The organism is Pseudomonas sp. NFACC45 (assembly GCF_900113505.1).
Classification (GTDB): domain Bacteria; phylum Pseudomonadota; class Gammaproteobacteria; order Pseudomonadales; family Pseudomonadaceae; genus Aquipseudomonas; species Aquipseudomonas tehranensis.
This window is the reverse complement of record NZ_FOPO01000011.1, coordinates 248,948-264,053: the sequence shown is the minus strand read 5'-3', so window position 1 is coordinate 264,053 and position 15,106 is coordinate 248,948. Positions and strand designations below refer to the sequence as shown.

The following is a 15,106-nucleotide window of genomic DNA, read 5'->3' as shown; positions in this document are numbered from 1 at the left end:
GCCCTTAAAGAACTGCTTTGGGGTAGGAACCCAGCACCTTGAGTGCCACAGCTTCCTGACTGATTTTTTCCAGCACACCTTTTACCAGCGGATCGCGGTGGTGGCCGACAAAATCGATGAAAAACACGTAGGTCCATTTCCCGCTGCGCGACGGACGGGTCTCGATCCGTGTCAGATCGATACCATTGTCATGGAACGGCACCAGCAGCTCATGGAGCGCGCCAGGCTTGTTGCTCATGGAGACGATGATTGATGTCTTGTCGTCGCCGGTCGGCGGCACTTCCTGGCTGCCAATCATCAGGAATCGCGTGGAGTTGTCCGGGCGATCCTCGATTTTTTCCGCCAGGCGGGTCAGGCCATAGAGGCCGGCCGCCATGTCGCCGGCGATTGCCGCCGAGTTCCATTCACCCTTGACCCGCTTGGCCGCCTCGGCGTTGCTCGACACCGCCACACGCTCGACATTCGGATAATGGGCGTCCAGCCACTTGCGGCACTGGGCCAGGGACTGGGCGTGGGAATAGATCCGGCTGATGCTGTCGGTCTTGGTATTCTCGCCCACCAGCAGGTGATGGTGGATGCGCAGCTCGACTTCGCCGCAGATCACCATGTCGTGCTCAAGGAAACTGTCCAGCGTGTGGTTGACCGCGCCTTCGGTGGAGTTCTCCACCGGCACCACGCCGAAGTTCACCGCGCCCGCCGCCACTTCACGGAAGACTTCGTCGATGGCCGCCATCGGCTTGCTGATCACGGCGTGGCCGAAATGCTTCATGGCGGCAGCCTGAGTGAAGGTGCCTTCAGGGCCCAGGTAAGCGACTTTCAAAGGCTGCTCAAGGGCCAGGCACGAAGACATGATCTCGCGGAACAACCGCGCCATTTCTTCATTGCCCAGAGGCCCCTTGTTGCGCTCCATGACGCGCTTGAGGACCTGCGCCTCACGTTCCGGGCGATAGAACACCGGCACTTCGCCTTCGGCCAGGGAGGCCATTTTCACCCGCGCCACTTCCTGGGCGCAGCGCGCACGCTCGCTGATCAGTTCCAGGACCTTTTCGTCCAGGGCATCGATACGCAGGCGCAGCGCCTTGAGTTCTTGCTCAGACATCAACCCTGTTCCTTCTCGAACTCTGCCATGTAGGAAATCAACGCATTGACCGCGTTGATATCGACGGCGTTGTAGATGGAAGCGCGCATGCCGCCGACCGAACGGTGGCCCTTGAGGTTCAGCAGCCCGCGCTCGTCGGCACCGGCCAGGAACGGCTTGTCGAGACGGTCGTCGGCCAGACGGAACGGTACGTTCATCCACGAACGATCGGTCTTGTTGATCGGGTTGCTGTAGAGGCCACTGGCGTCAATGAAGTCATAGAGCGTGCGCTGCTTCACTTCGTTGAGCTTGCCGATGGCCTCGACACCGCCCTGCTCTTTCAGCCATTCGAATACCAGGCCCGACAGGTACCAGGCCAGGGTCGGCGGGGTGTTGTACATCGAGCCGTTGTCGGCAGCGACCTTGTAGTTGAGCATGGTCGGGCACAAGGAGCGGGCGCGCCCCAGCAGGTCTTCGCGAATGATGCTGACCAGGATGCCGCTAGGGCCGATGTTCTTCTGCGCGCCGGCGTAGATCATGCCGAAACGGGAGATGTCCACAGGGCGCGACAGGATGTCCGAAGACATGTCAGCCACCAGGGGCACGTCGCCGGTTTCCGGGATCCAGTTGAATTCCAGGCCGCCGATGGTTTCGTTCGGCGCATAGTGAACGTAGGCCGCGTCCTTGGACAGGTTCCACTCGTTCTGGCCGGGAATGGCGAAATAGTCGTAGGGCTTGGCAGTGGCCGCGACATTGACGTGGCCGTAGCGCGAGGCTTCTTCAATGGCTTTCTGCGACCAGATCCCAGTGTCGATGTAATCGGCCTTGCCGCTTTCGGGCAGCAGGTTCAGCGGAATCTGCGCGAACTGCTGGCTGGCGCCGCCCTGCAGGAACAGCACCTTGTAGTTGGAGGGGATGTTCAGCAGATCACGCAAGTCCTGCTCGGCCTTGGTGGCGATGGACACGAACTCATCGCTGCGATGGCTCATTTCCATGACGGACAGGCCCTTGCCATGCCAGTCGAGAAGTTCACCTTGGGCACGCTTCAGGACCGCTTCAGGAAGCGCCGCCGGGCCGGCACAGAAGTTATAGGCTCTCTTGCTCACATCCAATCTCGCTCTGATCTGGTGGTCACATCAATCTTCAATCAACACATGACCCAAATGTGGGAGCGAGCCTGCTCGCGATAGCGATGTAACAGTCAGCATCCATGTTGAATGTCAGTCCGTCATCGCGAGCAGGCTCGCTCCCACAGTTGCGCGTCATGTGCAGTGTCGCAAATTTTCAAACGGGACAAACAACAAGGGGGCGAATCTTCATCCGCCCCCTGCATGCCCGCTTAGTCCTGCGGTTCTTCTTCGTCTGCGGCAGCGTCGAGCGGTTGGTCGCCGGTCATGTCGTCAACGTCGGTAGCAAGAGTGCCGTCGAACGCTTCGCCCTCCTCGCCCTCCAGCTCCTCGCCTTCGACTTCCGATGGCTCCTGCACCCGCTCAAGCCCGACCAGCGTTTCATCGCTGGCCAGCTTGATCAGCGTCACGCCCTGGGTATTACGACCCAGGCTCGATACTTCGGCAACCCGCGTGCGCACCAGGGTGCCCTGGTCAGAGATCAACATGATCTCTTCGCCATCGAGTACCTGGACAGCACCGACCAGACGACCGTTACGGTCGTTGCTGACCATGGCGATCACGCCCTGGCCGCCACGCTTGTACTCAGGGAACTCGCTGATAGCCGTGCGCTTGCCATAACCACGCGCCGAAGCCGTGAGGATCTGGCTGCCTTCTTCAGGGATCAGCATGGAAATCAGCTTCTGGCCTTCCGGCAGGCGCATGCCGCGCACACCGCGGGCGGTACGGCCCATGGCGCGAACGTCGGATTCCTTGAAACGGGTAACCTTGCCGCCGTCGGAGAACAGCATGACTTCACGCTCGCCATCGGTGATGGCAGCGGAAATCAGCACGTCGCCTTCGTCCAGTTCCAAAGCGATCAGGCCAACGCTGCGCTGACGGCTGAAGGATTCCAGCGGGGTCTTCTTCACGGTGCCTTTGGCGGTGGCCATGAAGATGAAGTGACCTTCAGTGTACTCCTCCACCGGCAACATGGTGGTGATGTATTCATCACTGTCCAGCGGTAGCAGGTTGACCAGCGGACGGCCGCGAGCGGCACGGGACGCTTCGGGGATTTCGTAGGTCTTGAGCCAGTACACCTTGCCTTTGCTGGAGAACAGCAACAGCGTGGTATGGCTGTTGGCAACCAGCAGGTGAGCGATGTAGTCCTCGTCCTTGACGCCTGTGGCCGACTTGCCTTTGCCGCCGCGACGCTGGGCCTGGTAGGCGGCCAGCGGCTGGGTCTTGGCGTAGCCGCCGTGGGAAATGGTCACCACGCGCTCTTCTTCCGGGATCATGTCACCCAGGGTCAGGTCCAGACGCGCATCGAGAATCTCGGTGCGGCGCACGTCGCCGTATTCGGCGCGGATCACTTCCAGCTCTTCGCGGATCACTTCCATCAGGCGCGTGGCGCTGTTGAGGATGCGGATCAGCTCGCCGATCTGGTTGAGGATTTCCTGGTATTCAGCCAGCAGCTTCTCGTGTTCCAGGCCGGTCAGGCGGTGCAGACGCAGTTCCAGGATGGCTTGCGCCTGTTCCGGGGACAGGAAGTACTTGCCGTCGCGCAGGCCGTATTGCGGGTCGAGGTTTTCCGGACGGCACGAATCGGCGCCGGCACGCTCGACCATCGCCACGACGGCGGTGGATTCCCAAGGCGTGCTGATCAGCGCTTCCTTGGCTTCCGACGGTGTTGGCGAGGCCTTGATCAGGGCGATGACCGGGTCGATGTTCGACAGGGCAACGGCCTGACCTTCGAGGATATGACCGCGCTCGCGGGCTTTGCGCAGTTCGAACACGGTGCGACGGGTGACCACTTCGCGACGGTGACGCACGAAGGCTTCCAGCAGGTCCTTGAGGTTCAGGATCCGCGGACGGCCGTCAATCAGCGCGACAATGTTGATGCCGAACACCGCTTGCAGCTGGGTCTGGGCGTAGAGGTTGTTGAGAATCACCTCAGGCACTTCGCCACGACGCAGCTCGATCACAACGCGCATGCCGTCCTTGTCGGACTCGTCACGCAGCTCGGTGATGCCTTCAAGCTTCTTCTCTTTCACCAGCTCGGCGATCTTCTCGATCAGACGGGCCTTGTTCAGCTGATACGGAAGCTCGGTGATGACGATCTGCTGGCGGCCACCGACCTTGTCGATGTCTTCGATGGTCGAGCGGGCGCGCATGTAAATGCGACCACGGCCGGTGCGGTAGGCTTCGATGATGCCGGCGCGACCGTTGATGATCGCGGCGGTCGGGAAGTCCGGACCGGGGATGTACTGCATCAGTTCATCGACGGTCAGCTCAGGATTGTCGATGAGGGCCAGGCAACCGTCGATGACTTCACCGAGGTTGTGCGGCGGGATGTTGGTCGCCATGCCCACGGCGATACCGCTGGAGCCGTTGACCAGCAGGTTCGGGATGCGGGTCGGCATGACCGCCGGGATCATTTCGGTGCCGTCGTAGTTCGGCACCCAGTCCACGGTTTCTTTATGCAGGTCGGCCAGCAGTTCGTGGGCCAGCTTGGTCATGCGCACTTCGGTGTATCGCATGGCCGCGGCGTTGTCGCCGTCCACGGAACCGAAGTTGCCCTGGCCGTCTACCAGCAAGTAGCGCAGGGAGAAGGGCTGGGCCATCCGGACGATGGTGTCGTACACGGCGGTGTCACCGTGGGGGTGATACTTACCGATCACGTCACCGACGACACGGGCTGATTTCTTGTACGGCTTGTTGAAGTCGTTGCCCAGCTCGCTCATCGCGAACAGCACGCGCCGATGCACGGGCTTCAAGCCATCGCGCGCATCCGGCAGCGCCCGCCCGACGATTACGCTCATTGCGTAGTCGAGGTAGGACTGTTTCAGCTCGTCTTCGATATTGACCGGGAGGATTTCTTTGGCCAGTTCGCCCATGAGAAGCCTGATTCCTTTTTCTGGTGAAACCTCGTCACATCCAGATGGGACGAACGAAGCTCGCCGCTGCAGAACAAGTGCCATGCAGCGACTTACGACAAATCAACGAGTTATGCCATGGATCTGCGCAGTAAAGGCTACCTCGCGAGGCAGCCCTGGAAACCGCCGGATGTTATCACAAGAGCCGCCACGCACCTATCCCCCTGATGCGCATGGAGCATAGTTAGTTGACCGGTGACAGGCTGATATGGGACGAGAGGGGCTTAGAGGCTTGCTGAAAGCAGATTTGAGGTGCAATTCAGGCTCATTTGCTGACTTTCAGGGCCTGCTCGCGATAGCGGCAGATCCGACACTCAAAGCCTTCAATGCAAGCGCTTGCGACACATCAACTGCGCCATCTTCGCCGTATCCGGGCGCTCGACGATGCCTTTCTCGGTGACAATGGCGTCGATCAGGTCCGCCGGGGTGACGTCGAACACCGGGTTGAAGGCATCCACATCCGCCCCGACCCGCTTGCCGCCAACCTCCAGCAGTTCGCGCCCGTCGCGCTCTTCAATCGGAATGTCTTCGCCGCTGGCCAGGTTCATATCGATGGTCGAACTGGGCGCCACCACCATGAAGCGCACGCCATGGTGCATGGCGCAGACCGCCAGTTGGTAGGTGCCGATCTTGTTCGCCACATCGCCGTTGGCGGTAATGCGGTCGGCGCCGACGATCACCCAGGTCACGCCCTTGGTTTTCATGATGTGGGCGGCGGCAGAGTCAGCGTTAAGGGTCACCGGGATGCCCTCATTGGCCAATTCCCACGCGGTGAGGCGCGAGCCTTGCAGCCACGGACGGGTTTCGTCGGCATACACGCGCTCGACCATGCCCTCAAGGAACGCCCCACGAATCACCCCAAGGGCCGTGCCGAAGCCACCGGTGGCCAGGGCGCCGGTATTGCAATGAGTCAGGATGGCCTGGGCGTTACCTTGATGCTTGCGGATCAGATCGACCCCCAACTGCGCCATGGTCAGGTTGGCTTCGCGGTCGCTTTCATGGATCGCGATGGCTTCGGCCTCAAGGGCCGCCAGCGGTTCGGCATGCTCTTTCAAGCGTCCCAGTCGGTCGCGCATCCGGTCCAACGCCCAGAACAGGTTCACCGCCGTCGGCCGGGAGTCGGCCAGCAAGGCAAAATCGGCTTCCAACGCAGTTTGCCAGTCGCCACCCTCGGCCAAGCGCGCCCGTGCTGCCAGCACCACGCCATAGGCCGCGCTGATGCCGATGGCCGGCGCGCCCCGCACCACCATCGAGCGAATAGCCTCGGCCACGCCGGCCGCCGTGGTATAGGCGATCCAGGTTTCCTCGAACGGCAAAATACGCTGATCCAACAGATAGAGGGCGCCATCACGCCAATCGATGGCCTTCACCTTCTCCGCTGCCAACAGTCGATCGCGCATCCCACACCCCGCACTCATGAACAAAAGCCGCCGATTATAGCGATCCCTCCGCGAAGACGCTCGGGTATACTTCGCCATCCCTTATACGCCATGGAACCGTTCCACGATGCCCAAGCCTGCCGTTGCGCTCGACTTATTACTGCTACCGACCTGGTTGGTGCCTGTCGAACCCGCCGGCGTCGTGCTCAAGGAGCATGGCCTGGGCATCCGCGACGGCTGCATCGTGTTCATCGGCCCACGGGCAGACGCCCTGAAATGTGACGCAACCGAGGTCCGCGAACTGCCGGGCATGCTTCTGAGCCCCGGATTGATCAACGCCCACGGCCATGCGGCGATGACTCTGTTCCGCGGGCTGGCCGACGATCTGCCCTTGATGACCTGGCTCGAACAACACATCTGGCCGGCCGAGGGTAAATGGGTCGATGAAGATTTTGTCCGCGACGGCACCGACCTGGCGATCGCCGAGCAGCTCAAGGGCGGCATCACGTGTTTCTCGGACATGTATTTTTACCCCAAGGTTGCCAGCGAGCGTGTGCATAACAGCGGTATTCGCGCACAAATCGCCATTCCGATCCTCGATTTTCCGATCCCCGGTGCTGCCAGCGCCGACGATGCCATTCGTCAGGGCATCGAATTGTTTGGCGACCTCAAGCACCATCCACGGATCAAAGTGGCATTCGGCCCCCATGCGCCCTACACCGTCGGCGACGAGAACCTGGAAAAAATCCGGGTAATCGCCGAAGAACTGGACGCGGCCATTCATATGCATGTTCACGAAACCGCCTTCGAAGTACAGCAGGCTGTGGATAACACCGGTGAGCGCCCCCTGGCCCGGCTGGGACGACTGGGCCTGCTGGGGCCGCGTTTTCAGGCGGTGCACATGACTCAGGTCAGCGATGAAGACCAGGCTTTGCTGGTAGAAAGCAACTGCAGCGTGATCCATTGCCCGGAATCGAACATGAAGCTGGCCAGCGGTTTCTGCCCGGTGGAGCGCTTGTGGCAGGCCGGGGTCAATGTCGCGGTCGGCACTGACGGAGCGGCGAGCAACAACGATCTGGACCTGTTGGGCGAGACGCGTACCGCTGCACTGCTGGCCAAGGCCGTCGCCGGTTCGGCCACGGCCCTGGATGCCCACCGGGCGTTGCGCATGGCCACGCTCAATGGCGCCCGGGCCTTGGGCATCGAAACGACCGTCGGCTCGCTGGAAGTCGGCAAGGCCGCCGACCTGGTGGCCTTTGACTTGTCGGGACTGGCCCAGCAGCCGGTCTATGACCCGGTGTCGCAACTGATCTACGCCACCGGTCGCGACTGCGTGAAACATCTGTGGGTGGCCGGCAAGCCCTTGCTGGAGGACGGCCACCTGACCCGCCTGGACGAATCGCAGCTCAGTGCCACGGCGCAAGCATGGGGTCGTCGCATCAGCGGCCACAACGAATAACCAGACCCCTTGAGCCACGGCTCGGGGCCTACGATTTTTCAAGTTTTTCGAGGATCTGCACATGAGCAACGTCGACCACGCCGAAATCGCCAAATTCGAAGCCCTGGCCCATCGCTGGTGGGACCGTGAAAGCGAATTCAAACCGCTGCACGACATCAACCCGCTGCGGGTCAACTGGATTGACGAGCGCGTCAGCCTGGCTGGCAAGAAGGTACTCGATGTCGGCTGCGGCGGCGGCATCCTCAGCGAAGCCATGGCCCAGCGCGGAGCGACGGTGATGGGCATCGACATGGGCGAAGCACCGCTGGCGGTTGCGCAACTGCATCAACTGGAATCCGGCGTCAGCGTGGAATACCGGCAGACCACCGCCGAAGCCCTGGCCGAGGAAATGCCCGAACAGTTCGATGTGGTCACTTGCCTGGAAATGCTCGAACACGTGCCGGATCCGTCCTCGGTCATCCGCGCGTGCTTTCGCATGGTCAAGCCCGGTGGCCAGGTGTTCTTCTCCACCATCAACCGCAACCCGAAGGCCTACCTGTTCGCCATCATCGGCGCCGAATACATCATGAAGCTGTTGCCACGTGGTACCCACGACTTCAAGAAATTCATCCGGCCTTCGGAGCTGGGGGCTTGGAGCCGCATGGCCGGGCTAACCGTCAAGGACATCATCGGCCTGACGTACAACCCGCTGACCAAGCACTACAAGCTGGCCGCCGACGTTGACGTCAACTACATGATCCAGACCTTGCGCGAGGAGTAAGTCGATGCGCCTTAAAGCGGTTCTTTTCGACATGGATGGCACGCTGCTCGACACCGCGCCGGACTTCATTGCCATCTGCCAGGCCATGCGCGCCGACCGCGGCCTGCCACCGATGAACACGCAGCATATTCGCGACGAGATTTCCGGCGGCGCCCGGGCGATGGTCGCGGTGACCTTTTCCATGGACCCGGAGTCGCCAGGTTTCGAGGAACTGCGCCAGGAATTCCTCGACCGTTACCTCAAGGGTTGCGCGGTCCACAGCCACCTGTTTGACGGCATGGCCCAGGTGCTGGCCGACATTGAAGCGGCCAACCTGATCTGGGGGGTGGTCACCAACAAACCGGTGCGCTTTGCCGAGCCGATCATGCAGCAACTGGGCCTAGCCGAACGCTCGAAAGTGTTGATCTGCCCCGACCATGTAAAGAACAGCAAGCCGGACCCCGAACCGCTGACCCTGGCGTGCAAGATGCTCGACCTGGATCCGGCCAGCGTATTGTTCGTGGGCGACGACCTGCGGGACATCGAGTCTGGCCGCAGCGCCGGCACCCGGACGTGCGCGGTGACCTATGGCTACATTCACCCGGACGACAACCCGAACCATTGGGGCGCGGATGTGGTGATCGATCACCCCTCGGCGCTGCGTGAAGTGCTGGATAACGCATTGTGCAGTTGTTGAGCTGACTGCTCCTGTGGCTGGGTTCTGTAGGAGCTGCCGAAGGCTGCGATCTTTTGATCTTTCGCCTTAGGGCTCGATCAGCAGGAAAAGATCGCAGCCTCGTTGCACTCGTCAGCTCCTACAGCCAGCGGGGATAAATCCCCTCGCCACAGATCCATCCTTCGCCACACGTGCGCATCACCACGCATTTGTTCTGTTTCGTGAGGTTTTTTATGTTTGATTATTCCGCCCGCCCCGACCTGCTCAATGGCCGGGTCATCCTGGTCACCGGCGCAGGTCGCGGCATCGGCGCCGCAGCCGCCAAGGCCTATGCCGCCCACGGCGCCACTGTATTGCTGCTGGGCAAGACCGAAGCCAACCTGACCCAGGTCTACGATGAAATCGAAGCGGCCGGGCATCCACAGCCGGCGGTGATCCCGTTCAATCTCGAAACCGCCCTGCCCCATCAGTACGATGAACTGGCGGCGATGATCGAAAGCGAATTCGGCCATCTGGACGGCCTGCTGCACAACGCCTCGATCATCGGCCCGCGTACGCCGCTGGAGCAGTTGTCCGGCGAGAACTTCATGCGGGTGATGCAGGTGAACGTCAACGCCATGTTCATGCTCACCAGCACCTTGCTGCCGCTGCTCAAGCTGTCCAAGGACGCCTCCGTGGTGTTCACCTCCAGCAGCGTCGGGCGTAAGGGACGGGCTTACTGGGGCGCTTATGGCGTCTCCAAGTTCGCCACCGAGGGGCTGATGCAAACCCTGGCCGATGAAGTCGATACCGTCGCACCGGTGCGCGCCAACAGCATCAACCCCGGCGCCACCCGCACCAGCATGCGCGCCCAGGCCTACCCGGGGGAAAACCCGCTCAACAACCCTACACCTGAAGAAATCATGCCGGTTTACCTGTACCTGATGGGACCGGATAGCACCGGTGTCAACGGCCAGGCATTCAACGCGCAATAACCACTCGCCTTGACGTCGCGTCGGTTTACCGTCGCGACGTCCCTGCCCCCCAGACGTAGCCAGGCGAACCGCCAAGTCCATGTCACCCCTTGCCGACGACGCGCTCGCCGTTTGAAATCAACACATTGATTTCCAAACAGTTTTTATTCTAATGAACCGAATGGCACGACTTTCGCTCTAAAGATCCTCAAACACGCCATGTTCGGCGGGAATGGATGTTGAGATGAGACTTATGCCTGCCAGGTAAAGCGGACTAAACTCAAATCAGATGTCCTACGGGACTGAAGGACCAGTACGACGCGCCGCCCAAAGCTGCCTCGCCCAACCTGTCAGGACAGATTCGCTTAGGGGCCCACGCCATATGAAAACGCCAACCCAGATCAACGCGATTGATTTCGACAGCGCCAAACTGCAGCGCCTGGGCTTTGGCCAGCCATCACCGCTGGTGGCCCGCTCTGTCAATCTTTCGCAGTTGCGTCAGCAGTTGAGCCAGCAATTGCAGACCAGCCTGGAGCCGCAACGGATCCTGGGGCTGTTTTTCCGTGAGGTTCAGCGGCTGGTGCCGCTGGACGCACTGATCTACCGCCACAGCCCCAGCGATCTGCGCCTGGAGCTGGGACAACGCGGGCATCACACCCTCACCTATAACCTCAGCCATGAAGGCGAGTACCTGGGTGAGCTGGTGTTTCGCCGTAACCAGCGCTTCACCGAGACCGAACAAGCCGACCTTGAGTCTGTGTTGTCGACGCTGTTGTTCCCATTGCGCAATGCGCTGCTCTACCGCGCCGCGACCCAAAGCGCCCTGCGCGACCCACTGACCGGCACGGGCAACCGCATCGCCATGGACCAGACGCTGATCCGTGAAGTTGATATGGCCAAGCGTCATTTGCAACCGCTGTCACTGTTGATGCTGGACATCGATCATTTCAAGCGCGTCAACGACATTCATGGGCACGGCATCGGCGATGAGGTATTGAAGGGCGTGGCCGAGGCCATCAAGAATCAGCTGCGCAATGTGGACATGGTGTTCAGGTTCGGCGGCGAAGAATTCCTGATCCTGCTCTCGAACACCAGCCGGGATGCCGCGGCCATGGTCGGAGAACGACTGCGTCATGCCGCCCAAGCACAGGATTATTTTGCCGCAGGCACGAGGATCGAACTGACGGTCAGCCTGGGCTGCGCGACGCTGCTGCCGGGTGAGTCAGTCGAAAGCCTGCTGCGCAGGGCTGACAACGCGTTGTACGTGGCCAAGCGCGAGGGCCGTAACCGGCTGGCGATGGCGGGGTGAAAACCAGCAATTACAGATTTTGTGAACACCGTCGAAAAATGTGGGAGCGGGCTTGCTCGCCATGGCGATCAAGCAGTCAACCTCCCCGTTGACTGTCGTGACACCTTCGCGAGCAGGCTCGCTCCCACATGGGTCGACTATCGGGTATCAGCTCCCGGCCAGCGCTAGGCGCTCACGGGTCGGTGAGGTTTTCCCCACGGACTCCGATTGCTCCAGTTGCATGCAGCGTTCCAGGAAGAGGTACATGTAGTCGTAGCTCTTGCAGACAGCTTGGCGCAGTTCGATCTGCAAGGCCTTGCTCGGGTTCATGCCCGCCAGGGTGCAGATGATTTCCAAGGCTTCCCAGGGATGAGCATCATCGTACTGGGCGTGCATCTTCAGCCACTTCATGGCTCGCTTGCGGTCTTCCTCGGCGAAAGCCGCCGCGTAGACGCCACTGGAACACACCAGTGCCGACCACTCCCCGGTTGCCCCCTCGATGGCATAGTTGGTCGCGGCGATCGCCACGATCAGCGAGTCCGAAGAACTCGTATGCCAGCACCAGTGGCTCAGCGCATGAAGTTCGGGTGGCACTTGCTGCGCTTGCAGGTCTTCCAGGGTCACGCCATGGGCGGCGCTCCAGTTGACCCAGTAATCGGCATGGTTGAGTTCGACACGAATGTTACGCATCAGCCAGCGACGCGCCATGTCCTCGCCGGGGTGGCGGGCAAAGCGTGTCTTGGTGAGGTTCTGTGCCATGTATAAAGCGAACTGTTCAACGACCGGCCAACCACCAATAAGGTAGTGGCGCATGGTCTTGGCGCTGAGCTTGTTATCGCGCATGCGTTGATACAGCTCGTGTTCGACAACCCGGCGTTTGCTCTCGCTGCAATCGGTAATGAGCTGTTGTGCCCATTTCGGATAGCTTGTGGCGTCCATGAGCGGGCCTGTTCGGTTGAATGTGTCGATCACTGTCGGGCTCCTTTTGATTGTGATTTTTTCCGGATCAACAAGAGGTTCAGCGGAACGTGCCGGGGGCCTTGAATAACAGCGGCTGCGGCCGGGCCGGCCTGCATTGCAACGTATCACAGGTAAACAATTGCGGGCGTTCAATCACATACCCTTGAGCGTAATCCACCCCGATCTCCAGCAACGCCTGCTCGATCTGGGCAGTTTCAACAAACTCGGCAATCGTGCGCTTACCCATGACGTGGCCGATGTGATTGATCACCTCGACCATTGCACGGTTAATCGGGTCGTCCAGCATATCCTTTACGAAACTCCCGTCGATCTTCAGGAAGTCTACAGGTAAATGTTTCAGGTAAGCGAATGAAGACATTCCGGCACAAAAGTCATCCAGCGAGAAGTAGCAACCCAAGCTCTTGAGTTCATTGATAAAGCGGATGGCGCTGCCCAAATTCGAAATAGCACTCGTCTCGGTTATTTCAAAACAAATCATTTCTGGTGGAATGGAGTAGGCCGCAAACTGTTTACGCAGGAAATCAAGAAATGCCTGATCTCCGATAGTTGTGCCTGACAGATTAATCGCACACATGGCCATCGGTCCCTGCCGCGAATCGTTCAGGCACTGACGGATGATCTTGAAGACATTTTCCACCACCCAGCGATCCAGAGACGTCATCAAGCCATAGCGTTCCGCCGCGGGAATGAAGCTGTCCGGCAGGATCATCCTTCCGGCTTCGTCATGCAGGCGCAACAGAATCTCGATATGCCCACCGCCATGGTCGCCCGGCCCCAGCGCGGCAATTTCCTGGGCATAAAGACAGAAGCGATTCTCCTCCAGGGCCATGTGCAGGCGCTGGACCCACGCCATCTCGCCAAAGCGCAGGGACAGTTCCGAGTCGTCGGCGTGATAGACCTGGACCCGGTTACGGCCCTTTTCCTTGGCCATGTAACAGGCCATATCAGCAGCGCGCAGGGACGCCTCCAGCGTCATCGGGCTCTGGGCGATATGCACCAGGCCAATGCTCACCGTGGTCACGAATGGACGGCCCTTCCAGACAAAGTGCAGGTTCTGTACGGTCTGGCGCAAGCCGTCGGCGATCTTTTCCGCGGCCTCCGGCGAGCAGTTCTCCAGCAGAATACCGAACTCATCGCCCCCCAATCGGGCCAGGGTGTCGTTTTCCCGCAATCCCGATTGCAGCAACGCGCAAATATGACGCAACAATTCGTCACCCGCCGCATGACCACAGGTGTCATTGACCAGCTTGAACTGGTCCAGATCGAGGAACATCAATGCATGACGCCCCACCTGGCGTGTCAGATTGTGCAAGGCTTGTTCAAGGCGATACTCAAATTCCCGGCGATTGGCCAGGCCGGTCAGCGCATCATGAGTGGCTTGCCACGACAGGTTGGCGATGTACTGGCGTTCCTGGGTCATGTCGTGCAACACCAGCACCGCCCCACTGACCTTGCCGGCATGGCGGATCGGCGCACCTACGAGCGTGACGGACACCGTGCTGCCATCCAGGCGCTGGATCAGCTTGGAATGTTCGCTGCCGCCACCGAGCCGGCCGCTGAGAATATGTTCGATCAGGGTCAGCCCTTCACTCTGGGCGTTGTCATCGAGCAAATTGAACAGGGCGGCCAGAGGCAGTCCCGTGGCGTGCTCGGCCTTCCAGTGAGTCATCGCTTCGGCGGCGGGATTCATGTAGGCGATTGCCCCTTCCACATCGGTGGTGATCACGCCGTCGCCAATGGACTGCAAGGTGATCTGCGCCCGCTCCTTTTCCAGTTGCAAGGCATTGGCGAAGACCTGCCGCTGGGCCAGCAGTTTATGCGTGCGCAACAGCGCCAGCACGATCAACCCCAGGGCGGTAGCGAAGTTGGTCACCAGCAACAGGCGCAGGATGAAGCGCGACCCCTCCCCCAGCGCATCGCTGAAAGCTTTGGCTGCCGGGGTGACGGAATCGTTGATGGCAAAGATTTTCGCCTTCCAGCCGCGAATATCGGCCTCAGACGCCTGACCTGCAGCAATCCGGCTGTGCATCTGGCGGGCGACGTCATCCAGTTCAATCAGGTAGCCGTCGCCCACCGTCCAGAGATCGATAGCCTCTTCCAGGTAACTGAAGTGCCGAAAATTCAGGTAGAGCCAAATCACACTGGACACGTCGTCCGGGTGATTGCCGCCCTTGAGGATTCCCGCCCGTGCCGCTTCCAGATCCGGCGGCTGACGGTCCAGGGCCACCCGCAGCTCATGCCCGCCCTCAGGTACGGCGATAGCCCGCTGGTACTTTTGAAAGATTGTTTCGTCGCGACTGTCGGCATAAAGATTGAGGTAGTAAATGGCGTCTTTCTGGCCCTTGGACCAAAGGCTTTCTCCCGCCACGTAGCCGCGCACCGCAGACAACACGTAAAGACTGACACCCCCCAACAATGCCTGAAACAGGACGACGGCGATAAAAGGCCAGACGATGCCCAACAACCGGGGGGTTCCGAGAGTCCGCGCTTGAGTCATGAGATCCCTTGCAT

At 60.4% G+C, this 15,106-nt stretch carries 11 protein-coding genes; 5 read left to right on the top strand and 6 right to left on the bottom strand.

Going from position 1 to position 15,106, the window contains the following annotated elements; translation table 11 throughout:
• Positions 1–4: 4 nt before the first annotated feature.
• The 4 genes from pheA to mtnA form a co-directional block, all read right to left on the bottom strand.
• The gene (pheA, locus tag BM132_RS21075; RefSeq protein WP_003199233.1) at positions 5–1,099 is read right to left on the bottom strand and encodes a prephenate dehydratase; all 1,095 of its coding nucleotides are present in this window, start codon (positions 1,097–1,099) and stop codon (positions 5–7) included.
• A complete protein-coding gene (gene serC, locus BM132_RS21070) occupies positions 1,099–2,184 on the bottom strand; it encodes a 3-phosphoserine/phosphohydroxythreonine transaminase (protein ID WP_092458486.1) in 1,086 nt (361 codons plus the stop codon). The genes pheA and serC overlap by 1 nt, the downstream gene beginning before the upstream one ends.
• 233 nt (positions 2,185–2,417) lie before the next feature.
• Positions 2,418–5,081, bottom strand: coding sequence for a DNA gyrase subunit A (gyrA, locus tag BM132_RS21065; RefSeq protein WP_092458483.1), 2,664 nt, complete (start codon positions 5,079–5,081; stop codon positions 2,418–2,420).
• Between the two features lie 362 nt (positions 5,082–5,443).
• Positions 5,444–6,520, bottom strand: coding sequence for an S-methyl-5-thioribose-1-phosphate isomerase (mtnA, locus tag BM132_RS21060; RefSeq protein ID WP_092397633.1), 1,077 nt, complete (start codon positions 6,518–6,520; stop codon positions 5,444–5,446).
• A 106-nt stretch (positions 6,521–6,626) separates the two neighbouring features.
• On the opposite strand from mtnA, the gene BM132_RS21055 reads away from it, so the two are divergent.
• The 5 genes from BM132_RS21055 to BM132_RS21035 all read left to right on the top strand — a co-directional run bounded on the left by BM132_RS21055 (position 6,627) and on the right by BM132_RS21035 (position 11,635).
• Positions 6,627–7,958: a TRZ/ATZ family hydrolase gene (locus tag BM132_RS21055; RefSeq protein ID WP_092458480.1), complete on the top strand. Its 1,332-nt coding sequence runs from the start codon at positions 6,627–6,629 to the stop codon at positions 7,956–7,958.
• A 61-nt stretch (positions 7,959–8,019) separates the two neighbouring features.
• The gene (gene ubiG / locus BM132_RS21050; RefSeq protein WP_047226304.1) at positions 8,020–8,718 is read left to right on the top strand and encodes a bifunctional 2-polyprenyl-6-hydroxyphenol methylase/3-demethylubiquinol 3-O-methyltransferase UbiG; all 699 of its coding nucleotides are present in this window, start codon (positions 8,020–8,022) and stop codon (positions 8,716–8,718) included.
• A 4-nt stretch (positions 8,719–8,722) separates the two neighbouring features.
• Complete coding sequence (mupP, locus tag BM132_RS21045) at positions 8,723–9,394, top strand: N-acetylmuramic acid 6-phosphate phosphatase MupP (RefSeq protein WP_047226303.1); 672 nt, start codon at positions 8,723–8,725, stop codon at positions 9,392–9,394.
• A 212-nt stretch (positions 9,395–9,606) separates the two neighbouring features.
• Positions 9,607–10,347 (top strand): YciK family oxidoreductase, encoded by a 741-nt coding sequence (locus tag BM132_RS21040; protein ID WP_092458477.1) that lies wholly within the window; start codon positions 9,607–9,609, stop codon positions 10,345–10,347.
• A 361-nt stretch (positions 10,348–10,708) separates the two neighbouring features.
• Entirely contained in the window at positions 10,709–11,635 is a 927-nt protein-coding gene (locus BM132_RS21035; RefSeq protein WP_092397627.1) for a GGDEF domain-containing protein, read from the top strand.
• A gap of 147 nt (positions 11,636–11,782) precedes the next feature.
• Here the strand turns inward: BM132_RS21035 and BM132_RS21030 are convergent, their stop codons facing one another.
• Together BM132_RS21030 and BM132_RS21025 are read right to left on the bottom strand one after the other, a co-directional pair.
• Positions 11,783–12,553: an iron-containing redox enzyme family protein gene (locus BM132_RS21030; protein WP_371264146.1), complete on the bottom strand. Its 771-nt coding sequence runs from the start codon at positions 12,551–12,553 to the stop codon at positions 11,783–11,785.
• Positions 12,554–12,632: 79 nt separating this feature from the next.
• Complete coding sequence (locus tag BM132_RS21025; RefSeq protein ID WP_092458566.1) at positions 12,633–15,092, bottom strand: EAL domain-containing protein; 2,460 nt, start codon at positions 15,090–15,092, stop codon at positions 12,633–12,635.
• Positions 15,093–15,106: the final 14 nt, after the last annotated feature.

What these genes read in the sequence shown, in the direction of transcription:
- pheA (WP_003199233.1), bottom strand. Translation starts at nt 1,099, where the DNA reads ATGTCTGAGCAAGAACTCAAGGCGCTGCGCCTGCGTATCGATGCCCTG.
- ubiG (WP_047226304.1), top strand. Translation starts at nt 8,020, where the DNA reads ATGAGCAACGTCGACCACGCCGAAATCGCCAAATTCGAAGCCCTGGCC.
- mupP (WP_047226303.1), top strand. Translation starts at nt 8,723, where the DNA reads ATGCGCCTTAAAGCGGTTCTTTTCGACATGGATGGCACGCTGCTCGAC.
- BM132_RS21035 (WP_092397627.1), top strand. Translation starts at nt 10,709, where the DNA reads ATGAAAACGCCAACCCAGATCAACGCGATTGATTTCGACAGCGCCAAA.
- BM132_RS21025 (WP_092458566.1), bottom strand. Translation starts at nt 15,092, where the DNA reads ATGACTCAAGCGCGGACTCTCGGAACCCCCCGGTTGTTGGGCATCGTC.
- BM132_RS21030 (WP_371264146.1), bottom strand. Translation starts at nt 12,553, where the DNA reads ATGGACGCCACAAGCTATCCGAAATGGGCACAACAGCTCATTACCGAT.
- gyrA (WP_092458483.1), bottom strand. Translation starts at nt 5,081, where the DNA reads ATGGGCGAACTGGCCAAAGAAATCCTCCCGGTCAATATCGAAGACGAG.
- BM132_RS21040 (WP_092458477.1), top strand. Translation starts at nt 9,607, where the DNA reads ATGTTTGATTATTCCGCCCGCCCCGACCTGCTCAATGGCCGGGTCATC.
- BM132_RS21055 (WP_092458480.1), top strand. Translation starts at nt 6,627, where the DNA reads ATGCCCAAGCCTGCCGTTGCGCTCGACTTATTACTGCTACCGACCTGG.
- mtnA (WP_092397633.1), bottom strand. Translation starts at nt 6,520, where the DNA reads ATGCGCGATCGACTGTTGGCAGCGGAGAAGGTGAAGGCCATCGATTGG.